Source organism: Pseudomonas sp. BS3767, from assembly GCF_900099665.1.
In the GTDB taxonomy this organism is placed as follows: Bacteria; Pseudomonadota; Gammaproteobacteria; order Pseudomonadales; family Pseudomonadaceae; genus Aquipseudomonas; species Aquipseudomonas cerasi.
In genome coordinates this window covers 330,018-348,863 of the sequence record NZ_FNCX01000001.1, presented here as the reverse complement: position 1 = coordinate 348,863, position 18,846 = coordinate 330,018, and the positions used below count along the sequence as shown (strand labels likewise).

Genomic DNA, 18,846 nt, shown 5'->3' with positions numbered 1-18,846 from the left:
AGGTTTATTATTTAATACTGCACACAGGTTATCCCTCGATGAGGACTGCCGGTCGTTCGCTATACACGTGAGCCCTTCCCTGGGCGTCGCGTATCCACTCAGAAACCGATGGTGGCCGACAACAGATAGGTGCGCGGTGTCGACAGGGTCAGCCCCGGCTCGCTGTCATCCGACGCGCCGGCCGAGCTCCAGTAGTACTTGTTCATCACGTTCTCGACGTTGGCCCGCAGTGTGATGTCCTTCTGATCGACCTTGAAAGCATACCGCGCACCGACGTCGAAACGCTCCGATGAGTCGATGCTTTTGCTGTTGGCCTGATCCAGATACTGCGAGCCGGTGTAGATGCCCCGTCCGGTCAGGGTCAGACCGTTTACGCCCGGAACGTCCCACTCGGCCCCCAGATTGACGTTGTATTTGGGGGTAGCCGGTGCGCGGTTGCCGTCGAATGTGCCATTGACGGTGTTGGTCAGATCGCTGTCGATGTACATCACCCCGCCCAGCAGACGGAAGCCCTTCATCGGCTCACCGAACATGGTCAGCTCGACACCGTCGTTACGGCGCTTGCCGTTCGGGCCGAACACACGGGAGGTGGTATTGGTCTCGTAGGCCGGTTGTTTGATACGGAATACGCTGGCAGTGAAGGCGTATGACCCCAGGTCATACTTGGCGCCAACCTCGACCTGACGACTGACGAACGGCGGGAAGATCTGGTCTTCGTTCACCGAGGTCGACGGAGCGATCTTGCCCTGGCTCAGGCCTTCCATGTAGTTGGCGTACACCGAAAAGTCGTCGGTCACCTTGTACAGGATGCCGCCTGATGGTGAGACCTTTTCCTCATCGTAGGCGGTGTCGCCTTTCACGCCATCGGTCCAGTCATCAACCTTGACACGCTGCCAGCGGGCGCCGAGTGTCAGCAGCAGACGGTCCTCGAAAAACCCTAGCGTGTCAGTCAGCGCCACACCGCTGAAGCGGTTCTCGGTGTAAACCTTGGAGTCGGCCCGCGTGGGATTCGAGGGTGTCGGCGTGTCGACCGGGTTGTAAAGATTGCTCGGCGCTGCCGCATAGCGTGCACCACCGTTTTCAAAGTCCATATAGAAATAGCTGGCAGCCAGGTTGACCTCGTGGCTGACCGGCCCGGTAGTGAACCAGCTGCGCGCGCCGGCAGTGGCTGTGCGCACATTTTCGTCACGGGTGAAATCGCGTGGTTGAACGCTGAAGTCGCCTGCATCGTTGGTGACCGATACCGCATGGCGCAGGAAGTCATGGTTACTTTTGCGCGCGCCGACACCGCCGTAGAGCATCACCGAGTCGCTGAGGTCATATTCGGCATTCACTGAGCCGAACGTATCCTTGGTGCGCGCCTTGCTCCAGGACTGCGCATAGTTGTCACGCACATCGTTGGCGTTGGGCACCTTCGCGTTGGCACCGACCTGCACGCGTTCCTGCGGAGCATCGGTGTCGCGTTCGGTGTGCCCGATGTCCGTCGACAGACGCAGGCGATCACCACGGAAATCCAGGCCCAAAACGGCCATGTCGCGATCAACGCTCTGGTGATCCCATTCAGTGTCGCCGGACTGCTTCACGCCGTTGAAACGAATCCCGAACTTGTCGTCTTCGCCAAACCGACGGGCTACATCGACTGCAGCACCCACCTGCCCCTTGGAGGCATAGCTGGTGGTGAGCTCGGTGATCGGTTTATCCGTCGCGCGCTTGGGGACCACGTTGATCCCGCCGCCGACACTGCCTCGCGGCGAAATGCCGTTGATCAACTGGCTCGGCCCCTTGAGGATATCCACCCGTTCGGCCATTTCCATGTCGATCGTGTAAGTGGGCAGAATGCCGTACAGGCCGTTGTAGGAAACGTCGCTGTTGAACAGGCTGAAGCCGCGAATCGTGAACTGCTCGTAACGCCCGCCTGCGGGGTTGGTGGCACGCACTGACGGGTCACTGGCGATCAGGTCGCCCAAGGTTCGGGCCTGCTGGTTTTTCACCGCGTCCTTGGTGTAGGTGGTCATGCTGAACGGCGTTTCCATGAAGTCGCGCGAACCCAGCATGCCTTGCGAGCCTTTGCGTGCCACTTGGCCGCCTGCGTATTCCTGGCCATCCGTAGAGCCGCTGTCACCGACAATCGAGGTGGGTGCAAGTTGCAGGCCTGCGCTGGCGCTGTCAGGTGCCGGGATCAGCGTGTAGGCCTGCTCCCCGACGGGCATCAGTTGCAGGCCGGAACCTTGCAGCAGGCGCGCAAAGCCTTCCTCGACCGCGAACTCGCCGGACAACCCCGAACTGTTCCGTCCATTCACCAGCGCAGGGTCTACCGACAGGTTGACCCCGGCCTGCCCGGCAAAACGGGTGAGCGCAGCGCTCAGGCTGCCGGCCGGCACCTCATAGGCGCGTCTGCCCGATGTGTCGGCCCAACTGGTCGAGACGAATAACGGACTGGAACTCAACGTCAGCAACAGGCTGAAATGCAAAAGTGGACGCAAACGGTAGGAAGACACTGCGGACATAGAGGGAAGCTCTCGTATTTTTTGTGCACTTACCTGGAATGACCAGCGAGACAAAAAAAAGGGACAGCATTACGCACTATTTTTTGTCGAAATGTTTTTTCGAGGCACCAGGGTCACCCAATAACGCGTGCGCATCTGCACGTCCACCGGCAGACTGGCCGCCAGCAAGGACAGCACGCGGTCGGTATTGTCGAGCCTGAAACTGCCCGTCACTCGCAGGTTTTCCAGCTCAGGTTCCCAGCGCAGCAGGCCCGGACGGTAACGACTCAGCTCGCGAAGGAAATCGCCCAGTGACTGGTTCTGCGCGCTCAGCACATCGTCGCGCCAGCCAGGCAGCAAGGCGTCGAAGGCACTGACAGGACCGATGCCGCTCTGCTTCAGCGTGACCTGCTGCTGCGCATTCAAGGCCAGCACCGGCCCGCGCAGGGGATAAAGCTGCACCGTGCCGCTGATGACCGAGACCCTGCAATCGCTTGCGTTGAGACGCACACAGACTTCACTCCGGCCAACCACGATGCGCCCGTAAGGACCGTTGATGGTCAGCGGCGCGCTGCCAGGCACCTTGAGGGCTATTTCGCCCCGTACAAGGGTGATTGCCCGGGCGCCCATGTCCACGTTCACCGCACTGTCGGTATTCAGTTGCAACATGCTGCCATCAGCCAGCGACAGGCGCTTGTGCTCGCCGACTGCGGTTTGCAGGTCGGCACGCCAGACATCCAGCGGCAATTGACGCCCCAGCAGCCAGACTGCAGGGACCAGTGTCACGGCCCCCAACGCTCTTTTTAGCGTCGCACGCCTGGCCTTGTCAGGACGATCCAGCGTCGCCATGGCGAGGTTGGCAGGCAGACCGAAAAAACGCTGACGCAGCTGTTGGGCCTTTTGCCAGGCGCGTTCGTGACTGGCGGAGCTGTCACGCCAGTGTTGCAGCATGGCGTGATCTTCATCGCTGGCACCACCGGATTCCAGAAGCGCCAGCCACTGCGCCGCTTTGCGTACTACCTCGCGTTCTTCGGTAGAAGGTGCCGGACGAATCACCAGTCCACCAGCAAACAGTGCTCGTAGGCTTGTGCCATATAGCGTTTGACGGTGCGTTCGGAAACACTCAGGCGTTCAGCGATTTCCCGATAGCCCAGCCCCTCGAGCTGACTCCAGAGAAACGCCCGCCGCACCACTGCCGACAGACCATCGAGCAGCTCGTCCAGCGCCTGCAGGGTTTCCAGAAGCAACCAGCGCTGCTCCGGCGACGGCACGCTTTCTTCGGGCAACTGCGCCAGCGCTTCCAGATAAGCCTGTTCAAGGCTGCGGCGAGTGTAGAAATTACTCAGCAGGCGCTTGCCCACGGTCAGCAGGTAGGCACGCGGCTCCTGCATATCGGCGATCTGCTGGGAGCTGGAGAGCACGCGCAGGAACGTATCCTGACTCAGGTCAGCCGCATCCCAGGCATTGCCCATGCGTCTGCGCAGCCAGCTTTCCAGCCAGCCATGATGATCGCGGTACAGGGAATGCAAGGTCTGCTGTGATAGCGTCGCTGCTTGAGTCATGTCAAAAGCCTTGAGCGATGGGATGCGCCAAATGAGACTGATTCTAATTAGTGTTATATCCCGAGTCCACGCTCTTTTTTTCAAAAGGCCCATCGCCGCTGCGTGAAATCGGGGCTGTCAGCCCGCAACACGTTGATCCGCGCTGCATCCGGGCGATTGACCTGCACGACAAATTAGCGCTGAAAAAGCGCCCCTTGTGTCCTGTTTGTACGTTTTCCGAGACAATGCCTGCCGGGATGGGTGAATCGGCTACTCCCATTACTGTTAAGTACGCCGCCAATCAAACCCCGCCCACAACCCCGACCCTTCTATCAACTGCCCGCCGGTGCAGCAGCGCTATCAGGCACAAAGCCGATACCGACAGCCAGACGCTGACCAGCAGTACCGGTTGAGCATTGTCGCCAGACACCCATTGCGACGCCAGCAGCGGTCCGAATGCGCAGCCCAGCAGTTGCATGCCGGGAATGAGCCCGGCGATGCGTCCCGAGGGGTCTATCTGCAGCGCAATGCGCACCTGAAACGGGGTCAGCATCAGGTAGATCAGGGCAAACAGCGCGCACAGGCCCAGAAATACGTTTACCCCCTGATCGGCTGTTATGTACATGCCCAATGCAATGCCGGCCAGAAGAAACGCGGCGGTAGCCAACATCGAGTAATCAGGCACCCTGCGTACCAGCAGAATGCCCAGGCAGCCGCCCAGAACCTGCATGAATAACATCGCGGACACCAGCAATTGCGCCGCATGAGCGCCCAGCCCTGCGTGGAGGCCCAGCGGCTCCAGATACGCCCACAACCCGCCAACGGCCGAGAGCTGCATGAACACCAGCATCAGCAGCAGCACTTGCTTCAAATTCCATCTGAAACCTGATGTATCCAGCTGTCTGTCAGGCTGCTGCGGCAAGCGTCCGGGTAGCCAGACAACGAACAGCACTGAGCTTGCGGTCAGCATTCCCAGAAACACGAACCCTGCATGCACGCTACGATCAGGCAGTATCAGGTACGCAAGCGCTGCGGCCATCAGTGCCTGAGCCAGGGTCTGGACGACCATGAACACGCCTGCCACCCGGTCTGGCGCAGGCCCCTGAACGATAAGGCTGACGGCGCCCCAGAGCAGTAGGCCCTCGGCCAGCCCCGCCAGCGCGCGTGCAGCGGTCAACGGCCCGTCGCCGGTGACATTGGCCGTGACCAGATCCATTCCGGCAGCGCACAGGATGGCGATGACCGTCAGCAGGCGCAGGTTGAGCATCGAACGCAGCAGGTCGCCCAGCACCACACCGAGCCCCAGCGCGACGATTTCACCCATTGCGACCAGCCCGACACCTTCCAGTGATACGTGGTCTTGCGCCAGTAACTCGCCAAGAAGCAATGGTTGCAGCCCTACCATCAGCACCGCGACAGAGCCCAGTGCCAAGGCGGCACTCAGGTGCCTGCGAGTTACAGCGGACGACGTTTGCATGGCATGCGCCTCTTCGGAAGTTTCAGTAACCGCGGGTTTCAGGCGGAATACGGCCTTCGGCAAAACACTGCGCCGCCCGCTTCTCGTCTTTCATCAGCCTTCCGTTGGCCACCAGCACCACCCACCAGGGCAGTAACGTAAGGTGCGTGCCACATGCCTTGGCCAGCGTATAGGCCTTGGCGCATTTTTCGAACAACTCTGCATTGAGGACCATTCGCGCCCCTGTAGTACCCATCACCACCGGTGTGCTGTCGATCACCGCAGCATTTCCCCCACGCTTCAACAGTCGCGCCAGTGGTTGCTCGGAACTGGCAGGCGTAGCCATATGGCCTATATGGCGTGCCTGCTCATCAAATAGAATCGGCAGGACTCCGCCAAAATCCACCAGGCTTTTGGCGAAGGCACCGCCGCCGAGCAGAACGGCGCCGACGTCAGCTCGGGCGCGGTAGATCGCCGCGTGCGTCTGGCCGTCGCCCGCTGCCGAGTCGTTGCAATCAACCACCTGCGGCGCCAGGTCGTCGAGCTTGCCCAGCCACATGCTCTGTTCGCCCGGCAATCGCAACGACACACTGCTGTGTGAGTCCACCTGCCCCATCAGGCGTTCACGCAGATCAAACCACTGTTTTCGAAGTGAATCGCGCATGCTGCTCACCTCACACCAACTGAAAGACAGCGTCGAAGCGTTCGAGCGCGTCGTCGATGACATCGTCGGTGTCAGCCAGGCTGGTGTACAAGCGGCTCCCGGCCAGCGTGATCAGGCCGTGAGCGGTATACGCGGCGCCCATCTCTTCCATCATGTGCTTGCGAGTCTTGGCTTCATTGCGCGCCCTCAGCAGCTTGAGCGGGTTGCCGGTATCGAGCAGCAGGACGCCGGACGTCTGCAGGTGAACGATGGAGCCCATGTTGTACGCCACGTAGGGCAAGCCGCGCCGATTGATGATCTCTTCCAGTCCTGCGCGCATACGGTCGCCCGCCCTTCCCGCCAGCGCCGGCGCGTTCAGGCGGCGGGCTTCGACCAGCGCGTAATAACCAGCGACGCATGACAACGGATTGGCCGACAGCGTGCCGCCGACGAACGCCCGTCGCGAGGATGTGCCGATGCCACCGGCAAGCAGTTGCATCACGTCCCGGCGCCCGCCAATGGCACCCGCCATCGGATAGCCCCCGGTCAGGCATTTGCCCAGTACCGTGATGTCCGGCATGACATTGAAGTAAGCCTGTGCGCCGCCCAGACCGGCACGGAATCCGGTGACCACTTCGTCGAAGATCAGCAGGGCATCGAATTCGTTGCATAGCGCACGCAGCTGTCGGTTGAAGTCGGCGTGCACCGGACGCGTGCCACTTTCCGGGCCAAAAGGTTCGACCATAATGGCTGCGGTGCCACCACGCAGACGATTGATTTGCAGCCTGCGACGCAACGCATCGAGATTGTTGGGTGGGCTCTCCTGAGTGTTTGCGGTGGCGCCTCGCGGGATTCCCACTGCCTCCATGCGCCCGGTGCCCGGCAAGCGCATGCCATAGACCAACTGGTCGCTCCAGCCGTGGTAGGCGCCGCCGATCTTGATCACCCATTTCTTGCGGGTATAGGCACGGGCCAGACGAACCGCGGCCATGACCGCCTCGGTGCCCGAGCCCAGCAAGCGCAGCATGTCGACGCCCGGCATCGATTGGCAGACCAGTTCCGCCAGTTTGACTTCATATTCATGCAGCAAGCCGGTCACCGGCCCGCACTCATCGAGAATCCGGTCAACCTGTTCGCGAATGGCCGGATGGTTGGAGCCCAGCAACGTCGGGCCGCCTGCCTGCAGGAAGTCGGTGTAGCGATTGCCATCGACATCGGTCAGGTGCGCACCGTTAGCCTGGGCGAAGGCCAGCGGAAACGGATAGTTGAACGCCAGATTATGTTGCACGCCTCCCGGTATGACCTTTTTCGCCGCCTCGGAAAGCCGCTTCGAGCCTTGGCAGCGCTCGTCGAAATAGCCCATGATCTTGTTCATCGCGTCGCGCTTGATCGGGCGAATCGGCTGTTTCACGAGCTCATCGAAGCGGCGATACAGTGAATCGACATCGGGCCATTGCGACACGGCCGATGCGGGAATGTCAGGGATGTTGGCAGGATCGAGAGGTCTGTTCATGATTGAGTCTCTGAAAAAGTCTGAGGGCTGAGGGCGTGCGAGCCGGCACTGGTCAGGGCGTCGATCAGGCGTGCTATTGCAACGCGTGATTCGGGTTTGCCACGGCTGTTGGCTTTGATCTGGTTGAGAAGATGGTCACGACAGAATGTTTCCAGGTCCTCCAGGCGCTTCAGGGTGGCTTCTATGTCCGGGCCACAGCACAGAACGCCGTGATTGCGCATCAGGTAGGCGTTTTGGTCAGGCCGGATGGTCTTTTCCAGCTTGCCCGCCAGCCAACCGGAACCGGACGGCGCATAACCCACCAGCTGAATTCGCCGGCCCAGCGATTGCCACAGCGGCGGGTATGGCACTTCCAGCGATTTGCCGAACAATGTGCAGGCGCTGGCCAATGGTTGATGGGTGTGAATGCTGCAGTTGACGTCCGGGCGACTGCGCAGGACTTTCGCGTGCAGCTCGCTTTCAACCGAGGGCGAACGTTCGCCCGACAACTGCTTGAGATCCTTGAGTCGCAATACGCAGACGTCCTCTGGCCGCATGCTGAAGTAGTCGGTGGCCGACGGAGTGACCGCGATGTGCAATGCGTCGATACGCAGCGCAAGGTTGCCGCCGGTTGCGGCAAAGAAGCCGCGGCGTGACAGATGCCGCGACAGGTCGACGATCTGCTGTTGAACATTGCTCATGGTGCCGTCTCCTGCGATGGGTTCAACCTGCGATAGAGCGGCGCCAGACGTTTGCGGACTTCCTTGAACGTGGCGAAGCGGTCGTCATACAGGTTTCGGGTTGATTCGGAGGGTTCGTACAGCCGATGCGGCCGTTGCAGGGCCGGCAGATCGTTGAACTGCAGTTTTTCGAGCGCTACTGCAGCAATGAAGGCCGCACCGCGTGCGTTGGTCTGAATCGGGTTATGCGGTTGCTGAATGACTCGCCCGCAGACATCGGCCATGATCTGGCACCACACATCCGATTGCGCTCCGCCTCCGGTGGCGACGATGACTCCGCGCGACTGGCCGATAAATTGCGAGAACGGTTCCAGCATCCAGCGCGTGTTGTGCGCGACGCCCTCCATGAAGGCCCGGATGATGTCTTCCCGCGAGTGCTCGAGTTTCAGGTTGATCAGGCCGGCACGCAGGCTCGGATCACCTACCGGAGAGCGCTCGCCACACAACCATGGCGTGTAGATCAGCCCCCTCGAACCCGGTGGCACTCGGGCGGCGATACGGTCCAGCAAGGCGTACACGTCCGGCTGCTGCTCATCGCTCAGCAACTCGTCCGGGTGATACAGCACCTTGTCGCGCAGAAACGACAGATTGGAGCCCGCCGCCGATTGCATGGCCATTGCCAGATACCGGCCCTTGACCGCACTGGGTACCGCAGCAATGTGGTGGCGAACACTGGATTTCTTGAACGGCACGTGAGCGCCGACCCACGACGAGGTGCCCAGATAAAGATGCGGAGCGAAGTCGCGCACGGTGGCGCCAACGGCCACCGCCGAGGTGTCCACAGCACCCGCCACCACAGGTGTGGATCGAAGCAGCCCCAAAGCATCGGCGAGCTCGGGCTTCAAGGTGCCGATGACTTCCGTCGAGCCCACCAGCTCAGGCAGCTTGCCTGCGTCGATACCCAGAGCCCTGATCAGGCTGGCGTCGTAACGGATGTGATGAGGATCGCGATTGTCGGTTACCCAGGCGGTCAGCATCGAGTCACCTGTGGCGCAGAAACGCCCAGACAAGCGCATGTTCATATAGTCGAGCACATTCAGAAACTTGTGCGTCTGGTCATACCTTGCCGGATCGTGGTCAAGGATATAGGCCATGTGCCCGGCCGAATCCATGCCCGACAGCGACGCTACCCCGCCGGTCAGTCGCAGCGATTTCCAGAGTTTGAGCGGCCCGTAGCCGCCCAGATTGCACCAGCCTCCGCCCATGCGTTTTTTGATCGAGTCGGCGCCGCGTTTGTCCAGCCACAGCAGCGCCCGGCCAATCGCGGTCCCGTCGCGATCGACACAGACCGTGCCTTCGCTTTGCGTCGAGCAACACACGGCCACCACCTGACGACGCCTGAGCGGGTCGGCTGCCAGCAATTCGTGGGCACCAAGCAGAAACGCGTTCCACCAGTCCTCGGGTTCCTGCTCGGCACTCAGGCCACTGACGTGCAGCGGTACACCGTGAAACGCCCAGGCGCGGATGTCTCCCTCCATGGAGACCAGCGCGCACTTGCAGCCGGACGTTCCCAGGTCGATCGCGAGGACGAGTTGCTCCAGGCCGGTAGCCGCCTCAGGCGTCCGGGAAATGAAAAGCGAAGTCATAAAGGTCTACTCAGAATGTGCGGGAAATCGACGCTACCCAGCGACTGCCGTCCGTGGTGCGCACATGTCCGTCGTCCTCGGCCATATACAGCTCGCGCGCCCTGGTCTTGGTCGTCACCCAGTCAAGCCCCCAGTCGAAGCCCCACCAGTGGTGGACCAGACCTGCGCCATAATCGGCAAAGTCGGCTTCCGAGAAGTTTTCGATCTGTTGATAGCCGGCGTGCAGCTTCAGGTTGGTGTTGATGCCCAGCGCGTATTTGTAATCGAGGTCATAGAGCATGCTGCCCCGGGAGTTGCGGTCACCCTTGGCATAGCAATCGAGGCCTTTGGTCGGGTCATCGCGGAACTGCAATTGCGCGCCGCATACCCCGCCACTGTTGGCACCCCGGTAGTTTTTCGAGAGCACCCGGGCGATTCGCCCTTCGAGCGCGCCGTAACCGATTTCAAGCACGGCGAACTGGCTGTTGTAATTGGTCGAGTGCTCTTCACCTGGCGTGAACGTTTCGAAATCGAACCGGTTCGGCGCCTTGAACTGAGCCCCTGGAAACATCTCGGCCGCCAGCCCGACGCCATAGTGCCAGGCATCCGGATCGCCGAAGCGATAACCGCCCGCCAGCAATACGCCTGCACCGTCGCCGTCGAGGAACTGTTTCTTGCTGACCGTGGTAAATTCGGCAAGCGCCACCAGGCCTGTTTCATGGGCGACCTGGAGGGTCACCTTGGCCCCGGGCCGATTCAGAGAATCGGAAATCCCGCGGGTACGAATGTCCGAGCTGACCTTGGCGGTAACATCCACTGCGTAGCTCGACATTTCATCGGCGATGGCAAGAGTCGAGCCTGCTGCGCAGCACAGGGCTGCAGCCATTGCATAACGGGTTGTATACGTGCGCATGATTCTCTCCCACGCTAAAGGGCCGGATTTACGATTTGCAAACCGGGGCAGGAGGCAGTGTTGCGATTCGCTCGAATTGCTCTGTCTTGCCGAGAACTTCGGTGCCGACAAAAGCCCTTACATTGAGGCGTCCATCCTTGACTCGAACGGCGCCCTTATATTTTTTCTGATCACGGGGGTCATACACCCAGCCATCACGCCAGGCGTCCTGGTCGTAGCGGGTCAGCTGCAGAATCTGTACGCCGCAGTCACTCGACGTCGAAGCAGCATCCTTGACCCAGACAATCTGGCCGCAGATAGCGCCGGTCTTGTCTGCGCAGTCGTCAAGCCTGACTACCGCGTCCTTTTCCGCCGTCAGCCAAAGGCCCTTGGCCTCAAGCGGACCGGCAGCAGCATGAATGCTGGTGGAGCACATCAGAACCGAAGAGAGGAAAAGCCACTGCCGTACGTTCATAGCGTCACCTTTTTTTATTTTTTGTTTTGACAGACCGTCACAATAACGACGCTTCAGTTATGATAGTCATCGCTACACGATAGTTATAACTATCATTTTATCGTGCAGCAACTGTTTTTTTGATCGTCATGCTGGCGCCCCATTCTTCTTGACAGGTACTTATGGCCAGGCTGAAAACCGAAACCCTTCCCGAGCAGATCGCCGGGAAAAGCGTTGAACGCAAGAAGTTGCCCGCGCAGCAGCGTGCTACCGAAACCTACGAACGCATTCTGGTCGCCACGGCAAACACCCTGTGCGAGGTCGGCATAGAACGTTTGTCGACCAATCTGGTATGCGAACGGGCCGGCCTTACGCCGCCCGCGTTGTATCGCTATTTCCCCAATAAGTACGCGCTGTTGACGGTGCTGGGCGAACGTCTGCTCGAGAAACAGAACGAGCGGATCGATCACTGGATCACCCCCGAGCTGATCGCAGGTCCGCCTCAGGCGCTTGAGCAGGCGCTCGCCGAGCTTATTCTGGATACGTACCGGGTCACCGATGCCACGCTGGGCGGCATGTGGACGCTCAAGGCACTGAGGGCGGTTCCCGCGCTGGAGCATGTGCGGCTCGACTCCCACCGCAGGGTTTCCAAGGCTCAGGCCGCCATCATCGGCAGTGCTTTTCCAGACGCGGCGTCCGAGGACATCGCCATGGTTGCCCGCGTTGCGGTGGAAATGATTCACGCGACCATTGAGTTGTTGTTCGATGAACCGCTGGAGCCCGCGAAAACCTGCGCGATGGTGGCAGCGATGATTGTCAGTCATCTGGATCGCCTGGCGCCCGAACCTGTGCATGGCGAGCAATGATTGCAATACAGGTTGGCCGTTCCAGCCACTTTAACCGGCCGGATCGCCCCTCCATTGGCTTTGCAGTGTCCTATACGGTTAGGTGAGCCAGGACATCGACACATTACCGCTGACACGCCTGCACTTGCGGCAGGTTCGGTCGCAGTGACTATAAAAAACACGCAGCCACAGGAGCAGCGTCATGAATCAACCCGCCAGGGTTCCGCCAGGTACCACGTTCCACGCTGCCGGGCTAACCGAGCTGTTCGAGGCACAGCAGGCTGCATTCCGTGCTCAGGGCGCACCTTCCTACGATCAACGAATCGCAGACCTCAACGCCGTCCTGCGTATGGTCAGCGATAACCAGGACAGGTTGCTCGAGGCGGTCAGCGCAGACTTCGGCAACCGTTCGTTCGACGAAACCCGGCTCGGTGAATTGATGCCGGTGGTCAACGGCATCAAGCACATCCGCTCGCACCTCAAAGCGTGGATGCGTCCGTCCCGGCGCAAGGCGGGTATTGTCTTCAGGCCCGCCGCAGCACGGGTGGTTTATCAGCCGCTGGGCGTCGTCGGCATTCTCGCTCCGTGGAACTACCCGCTGACGCTGACGCTGGTGCCCTTGATAGAGGCGCTGGCTGCAGGTAACCGGGCGATGATCAAACCTTCGGAACTGACACCCCGAACCTCCGAGCTGCTCAGGCAGTTGCTCGGCGAAACGTTTCCCGCCGAGCAGGTTGTCGTGGTCACTGGCGACGCCACGCTGGCGGGCCAGTTCAGTGAGCTGCCTTTTGACCATCTGCTGTTTACCGGCTCGACCCGCGTGGGCCGCCAGGTCATGGCGGCGGCGGCACGCCATCTGACACCGGTCACACTGGAGCTGGGCGGCAAGTCGCCAGTCGTGGTCTGCGACGACTTTTCGATCACGAAAGCCGCCCGGATGATCGCTATCGGCAAACTGTTCAACGCCGGTCAGACCTGCGTAGCACCTGACTATGCCCTCGTCCCGCGCGAACAGGTGGACAGCTTTGCCAGCGAGTGGCTGGCTGCGGCAAAAAAACTTTACCCGACCCTCGATGGCAATCCGGACTACACCTCGATCATCTCCCAGCGCCACTACGACCGGCTTATGGCGATGGCCAGTCAGGCCGTCGCGACGGGGGCCAAGGCGTGGCAACACAATGCGCCTGCAACGGCGGGCGAACGCAAGATTGCACCAATGGCACTCACTCAGGTGTCCCTGAACGCAGATGTCATGGGCGAAGAGATTTTCGGCCCGCTGCTGCCGGTGCTCGCGTATGACTCTCTGGATGAAGCCATCGCCTTTATCAATGCTCGTCCGGCACCGCTGGCCCTTTATTGCTTTTCCAACGTTCAAACGTCTGTGGACAGGGTGCTGAACCGCACGCAGTCCGGCGGCGTGACCATCAATGGCACCATGCTGCACGCAACCCAGGATGACCTGCCCTTTGGCGGTGTCGGCGACAGTGGCACCGGGGCCTATCACGGCTACGAAGGCTTCGTTCGCCTGTCCCATGCCCGCGGCGTTCTCAAGCTCGGTCGTTTCAACATGTCCGACAAGGTCTCGGCACCTTACGGACGGCTTACGCGTCTGGTCACCCGACTCATGATCGGAAAGTAGGCGCCTGCCGAACGATGTTACCCCGCCATATCACGACGTTTACATGCATATGCGCGGGGTTTTTATTCACTTTCTACTTCCCGTCACAACATCAGGCAGCATGAGCTAACGCCGGCCAGCCCGCCCCACTTCTGCGACGCCATTGTCCGCCGTCCGACCGATGACCATCACTCTTTCTGATAGTGAAGTATTTAGGTAACCTCAGGACGATACTCTTTGCTGTACTCCACTAGAGATGCTCTAGCGGGCATCTAACGCTGATCTCGCGCCGAAAACGCCAGCGACTAAGTTGATGTGACTGCGCCATGCTTACAGCGTCTATAACATTGTCAGCAGTTCTAAACTCATGGATGACTAAATGCCTCACACACTACTTCCGCAGATTGGCAGGGCCATCGCCAGCATCGGTAGCGGGAATTTTTCCAGCATGTTCCACAAGCTGATCGATACTCAGCTTGCCGTAGATGCCACGCACCTCTCATCACTGCCGCAGCCCTGGCAAACGCCGCCTGCCTCTGCACCAACGGTCTTTAACGAGACCGTCACGTCATCGCGGGGCACGCTGTTGCTCAGTGACTCCATTCATCTTTACCCTGATCAGGCCTCGGAAAGCTTTAGTTGTAAAATAACGGTATTTCGGGCGCTTCCCGCGCACGAATTCTCAGAAAAGGAACGCCGGCAGCTGGGCGACATTTCCCCTCTGCTGTTTTCGATACTTGAAAAACATGTCAATGCCCTGCAATCGGCAATGCCCGGCATCGAGCATAAAAAGCCCGAAAGCATTGAGAGGCGCTTCCAGGAACGACTGCGCGAAACGGGTCTGACGTTGTCCGAACGCGAAACCCAGGTGTGCCTTGGGCTGCTCGCCGGTCATACCGCGCTTGAGCAGGCCGAGCGGCTCGCACTCAAGGTCAATACCGTGGGCAGTTACCAGCGCCGTGCGGCGATCAAACTGGGCATCAGCGGTCGTAATTCACTGATGCGCTGGATGTATGGCTCATCAGCGGGCGTTTTTTCAACCTGCTGACCGCCAGTCGATGCAACGGGAGGGGCGATACCGATCGCCCCTCTCGGATACACCCTCACCGCCTCCGATGCAAGACCTCCCTGCGCCTGCAATCACGCTTTATCAATACCCACCAAGTCATTGCGTTTCCCCCACACCGACTGTCAATCCGTCATACCACCAGGCCGACAGGCTATAGACGTCCGGAGCTTTCAGGACGCTGAAGTGGTTGCCCGGCCCCTCCCAGAGCGAAAGTTGCGGCAGCAAATGCTGCCATTGGCTTGCGCAAGCGGCATGTTCGAGTTGATTGTCCAGCGCATCCAGATGCGGGTCATTCACCAGTACCAGACTTGCCCTGCCGCTGTAGCCTCCCGGCTCAGGTCGATAGACCGTGCGCAAGGCGCTGGCAAACGTGCGGACGATCCCTTGCAGGGCCTGTGCCGCCAGACGTGGCGGCAATAACCCGACGCGCACCATGGCCTGCTGAAGCAGGTGCATTTGCGCGACCGTGTCGCTGTCGGCAAACGCCAGTGGGTCGAGCTCCAGGCTTCTTCCACTGGACAACTGCAGCGCCTCGATCAGGCGTTCCAGCACGGCGGTGGCGGTATAAGGCTTGCTGCTCAGACCCTCGCCGCCAGGCGCCTCGCTGTCGATCAAGGTCAACGAGACAACCTCGCGGCCTCGGGCCTGAAGCTTGACCGCCATGGCGTGCGCCGCCCAGCCTCCGAACGAATGCCCAACCAGATGCAGCGGGCCTTTCGGATACAGCGCTTCGATGGCTTGCACATGGCTCTGCGCTGCCGCTTCCACCCTGCTGTGCGGAACACTGCGACCGTCCAGGCCGCGCGGTTGCAGGCCGTGGATCGGCCAGTCCGGCCCCAGCGCCTCTGCCAGGCCAATGAAGCTGGTGACGCTGTCACCGGCGCCCGGTACACAAAACACTGGCGCATGCCCGTCACGCCCGCTCTGGATCGCCAGCAGCGACTGATGAGCCGGTGCCGGCGGTGGCGTGGCGGGCACGCTGTGCAACGCCTGAACGATGCTCCGACCGAGCACGGCCACGTGCGGTGCCTGCATCATCGTCATGTGGTCCCCCGGGACATCGACGCACTGCAGTTGATTTCTGGAGAGAATCTCACCCCAGCCCAGGGTCGAACTGCTTCCGATCGGCGCCATTGGACGCTGTTCGGCGCGGAACAAATGGATCGGCAGGCTGAGCGGTTCCAGCTGGTAATGCGCCAGGGCCTGACCATGCGCCACTTCCCGGTCCAGGTAATGGTGCAACTGCTGATCGCTCGCCAGCGCCAGCTCCTCGTACAACAGACCTTCGTCGCGGCACAGTTGCAACAGCGTCGCGAAGTCCGGCAGCGGTGCTTGCTCGCTCAATGAGGTGAGGCGCGCCAACCTGGCGGCACCCTCACCCGCCTGGGCTTGCCAGTGCGCAGTGCAGTGCGAGAGCAATTGCCGCTCAAGCAAGTCAGGTCCCTGCCAGCGTGCCTTGCCCTGATCGGTCAGGCGTGGCACATAGCTGTCGATCAGGCCGAGGAATGTGACGGCCTCGTCCATGCCCAGCAGTTGAGTAGCCACTTCGTAGGCCATAACCCCACCAAACGACCAGCCGGCCAACCGATACGGACCGCGCGGCTGGACCTGACGAATGCGCTCCACCATCCGCGCAGCCAGGCACTCCATGGTGCGTAATTGCTGCTGCCCAAGGCCAATGCCCGGCAAGCCGTAAATCGGAAAGTCGCCCTGAAGATGTTGCCCAAGCACAGGGAAATAAGCATCCAGCCCTGTGAAATCGTGGAGCAGAAACAACGGTGACTCGCTGCCACCGGCACGCACTGTGATCACCTCACGAGCTTCGTCCGGTGATCCTGGACGCTGGTCGAGCAACCCTGCCAGCGCTGCGACGCTAGGGTGCTGAAACAGCTCGGCCAGCGTCAGTGACACGCCTGCTTTTTGCAGCAGGCTGACCAGACGGATGGCCGATAGCGAATGGCCGCCCAATTCGAAGAAGCTGTCGTGCCTGCCTATTTTTCCGACTTCAAGAACCTCGGCCCACACCTCCGCCAGACGCTCTTCCAGCGCTGTCGAAGGCGCTTGGTAGGCGAGGTTCGCAAGAGCGGCCAGGTCCGGCGCAGGCAACGCCTTGCGGTCGACCTTGCCGTTCTGGGTCAATGGCAGCGTATCAAGACCTACAAATACCGCAGGCACCATGTATTCCGGGAGCTGCCCCAACAGATGCGCACGCAAGGCGGCACTGTCGAGCGATGCATCGCGACGGGTGAAGTAGCCCACCAGACGCAACGAACCATCGTCCAGACGCTGGGTGGTCACCACCGCTTCGCTGACGCCCGGGCATTGCGCCAGGTGCTGTTCGATCTCTCCCGGCTCGATACGCACGCCACGGATCTTCACCTGATCATCGTTGCGGCCCAGGTATTCAAGCGTCCCGTCGGACAGCCAGCGCACCAGATCGCCGGAGCGATACATTCGGGCGCCGGGGCTGTCGCTGAACGGATCGTCGAGGAAGCGTTCTGCGGTCAGGTCCGCACGGTTCAGATAGCCGCGAGCCACGCCTGTGCCGCCGATGTACAACTCGCCGGGCACCCCGAGTGGCACTGGCTGTCCACGCGAATCCAGTACATACAGTCGGGCATGGGAAACCGGCTTGCCGATGTGCAGCACCTTGCCCGGCTGCATCCGGCCAGAGCTGGCCACCACCGTGGTCTCTGTCGGGCCATAGTTGTTGACCACGGCGAAACCCGGATCACGGTTGAAATGGCGTAAACGATCACCGCCAATCAACAAAGTCTGCAGCGTTGGATGGTGTAATTCACGGCTGAAGGCGTATTCGGCCACCGGGGTCGGCAGAAACGCCACCTGCAGCGGCTGAGCCAGCCACCAGTCGAGCAGCACATCGAGCTGTTCGTTGCCAATCTCAGCTGGGGGCAGGTGCAGCACCGCACCGGCACACAGCGCAGGCCAGACTTCCCAGGCCATGGCGTCGAAACCAAACCCGGCAACGCTGGCGGTATGACTGCCGGCACGCAGGTTGAACGCTTCACAGTGCCAATCCACCAGATTGTTCAGCGTGCGGTGCTCGACCATCACGCCCTTGGGCAGCCCGGTGGACCCCGAGGTGTAAATCACGTAAGCCAGATGGTGCGTGGTCATTTCCGGCACGGACGGGTTGTCGGTGCGCTGTGACCAGTCCGGGCGATCAAGCGCGATCACCGGCACCTGCAGTTCGGGCAGACGCGTCAGCAGGTCGAATTGGGCCAACACCACCACGGGCGCGCTGTTCTCCAGCAGATAGCTGATGCGTTCATCCGGGTGGGCCGGATCGACCGGTACGTAGCTCGCCCCGGCTTTCAGCACTGCCAGCAGCCCCGTCAGCGTCTCCAGACCGCGCCGCGCGATCACCGCCACCCGGTCGTCAGGACGTACGCCCAGTCCGATCAGATGATGGGCCAATGCGTTGGCACGGGCATTCAACTCGCCGTAGCTCAAATGCTGGTCGCCCGCCTGAGCAGCCAGTGCGTTCGGCTGGTCAAGCGCCTGCTGTTCGATACGTAGGTGAACGGGCAGCGGGTACTCCGCCGTAAGGCGATCGGCATTGAAGCCATTGAGCAGTTCGGTTCGCTCGGTGCCGGGCAGAATATTCAGGGTTTGAATCGGTTCCGCCGGTGACTGCTCGAGGGCATCGACCAGCCCGTTCACGGCACTGGAAAGGTACGCACAAATACGTCGGGCATCGATACCTGTCGAGGTCAGCGCAGTCAGGTCGAACGCTTCGCCCAGATCATCGATGCTGAGCGTCAACGGATAGCTGCTGCGCTCGCCGGACTGCAACAGCTCGATACCCTGCCAGGCCTCGCCGGCAGCCTCGTTTACCTCACTGGGCACCGCGCTGTGGCGGTAATTCAACAGCGCACTGAACAGCGGTACGCCCGCAGGCAAGGCGCTGCAACGCTGAGCGATTGCCAGAGAAGCCTGTTCGTGGGCAAGCAATCCGGTCAGGCGGCGGTGAGTCTGGGACAGAGCATCGCGTGCACTCTGATCGGCCAGGTCGATGCGCAGC

At 60.9% G+C, this 18,846-nt stretch carries 14 protein-coding genes (1 of these 14 cut by a window edge); 3 read left to right on the top strand and 11 right to left on the bottom strand.

The window, feature by feature from the left end; translation table 11 throughout:
* Positions 1-98: 98 nt before the first annotated feature.
* From BLR16_RS01415 to BLR16_RS01370, 10 genes are all read right to left on the bottom strand, one after another.
* Positions 99-2,507 (bottom strand): TonB-dependent receptor, encoded by a 2,409-nt coding sequence (locus BLR16_RS01415; RefSeq protein ID WP_074807690.1) that lies wholly within the window; start codon positions 2,505-2,507, stop codon positions 99-101.
* A 69-nt stretch (positions 2,508-2,576) separates the two neighbouring features.
* Complete coding sequence (locus BLR16_RS01410; protein WP_054081424.1) at positions 2,577-3,542, bottom strand: FecR domain-containing protein; 966 nt, start codon at positions 3,540-3,542, stop codon at positions 2,577-2,579.
* Positions 3,539-4,048 (bottom strand): sigma-70 family RNA polymerase sigma factor, encoded by a 510-nt coding sequence (locus BLR16_RS01405; RefSeq protein WP_003318943.1) that lies wholly within the window; start codon positions 4,046-4,048, stop codon positions 3,539-3,541. Before BLR16_RS01405 ends, BLR16_RS01410 begins: the two co-directional genes overlap by 4 nt.
* A gap of 280 nt (positions 4,049-4,328) precedes the next feature.
* Positions 4,329-5,504: an MFS transporter gene (locus BLR16_RS01400; protein ID WP_003372842.1), complete on the bottom strand. Its 1,176-nt coding sequence runs from the start codon at positions 5,502-5,504 to the stop codon at positions 4,329-4,331.
* A gap of 22 nt (positions 5,505-5,526) precedes the next feature.
* Positions 5,527-6,147: a hypothetical protein gene (locus tag BLR16_RS01395; protein ID WP_003372840.1), complete on the bottom strand. Its 621-nt coding sequence runs from the start codon at positions 6,145-6,147 to the stop codon at positions 5,527-5,529.
* A 10-nt stretch (positions 6,148-6,157) separates the two neighbouring features.
* On the bottom strand, positions 6,158-7,639 hold the full coding sequence (locus BLR16_RS01390) for an aspartate aminotransferase family protein (protein WP_003433991.1): 1,482 nt from the start codon (positions 7,637-7,639) through the stop codon (positions 6,158-6,160).
* A complete protein-coding gene (locus BLR16_RS01385; RefSeq protein ID WP_003372838.1) occupies positions 7,636-8,319 on the bottom strand; it encodes a class II aldolase/adducin family protein in 684 nt (227 codons plus the stop codon). Before BLR16_RS01385 ends, BLR16_RS01390 begins: the two co-directional genes overlap by 4 nt.
* Complete coding sequence (locus BLR16_RS01380; protein WP_003372836.1) at positions 8,316-9,944, bottom strand: xylulokinase; 1,629 nt, start codon at positions 9,942-9,944, stop codon at positions 8,316-8,318. Before BLR16_RS01380 ends, BLR16_RS01385 begins: the two co-directional genes overlap by 4 nt.
* A gap of 10 nt (positions 9,945-9,954) precedes the next feature.
* Positions 9,955-10,836: a TorF family putative porin gene (locus BLR16_RS01375; RefSeq protein ID WP_074807687.1), complete on the bottom strand. Its 882-nt coding sequence runs from the start codon at positions 10,834-10,836 to the stop codon at positions 9,955-9,957.
* 28 nt (positions 10,837-10,864) lie between these two features.
* The gene (locus tag BLR16_RS01370) at positions 10,865-11,290 is read right to left on the bottom strand and encodes a DUF2147 domain-containing protein (protein WP_003351155.1); all 426 of its coding nucleotides are present in this window, start codon (positions 11,288-11,290) and stop codon (positions 10,865-10,867) included.
* 161 nt (positions 11,291-11,451) lie between these two features.
* On the opposite strand from BLR16_RS01370, the gene BLR16_RS01365 reads away from it, so the two are divergent.
* The 3 genes from BLR16_RS01365 (at position 11,452) to BLR16_RS01355 (ending at position 14,780) form a co-directional block, all read left to right on the top strand.
* Positions 11,452-12,135, top strand: coding sequence for a TetR/AcrR family transcriptional regulator (locus tag BLR16_RS01365; protein WP_003433998.1), 684 nt, complete (start codon positions 11,452-11,454; stop codon positions 12,133-12,135).
* A 181-nt stretch (positions 12,136-12,316) separates the two neighbouring features.
* Positions 12,317-13,753, top strand: coding sequence for a coniferyl aldehyde dehydrogenase (locus BLR16_RS01360; protein ID WP_058396924.1), 1,437 nt, complete (start codon positions 12,317-12,319; stop codon positions 13,751-13,753).
* A 358-nt stretch (positions 13,754-14,111) separates the two neighbouring features.
* A complete protein-coding gene (locus BLR16_RS01355) occupies positions 14,112-14,780 on the top strand; it encodes a helix-turn-helix transcriptional regulator (protein WP_058396925.1) in 669 nt (222 codons plus the stop codon).
* 117 nt (positions 14,781-14,897) lie between these two features.
* On the opposite strand, the gene BLR16_RS01350 is transcribed toward BLR16_RS01355, so the two are convergent.
* A protein-coding gene (locus BLR16_RS01350; RefSeq protein WP_092194052.1) for a non-ribosomal peptide synthetase crosses the window boundary here: on the bottom strand, positions 14,898-18,846 show its 3' end. It continues 13,832 nt past the right edge of the window; the window shows 3,949 of its 17,781 coding nt (coding positions 13,833-17,781); its start codon lies off the right edge, out of view — the gene reads right to left on this strand; the stop codon is at positions 14,898-14,900.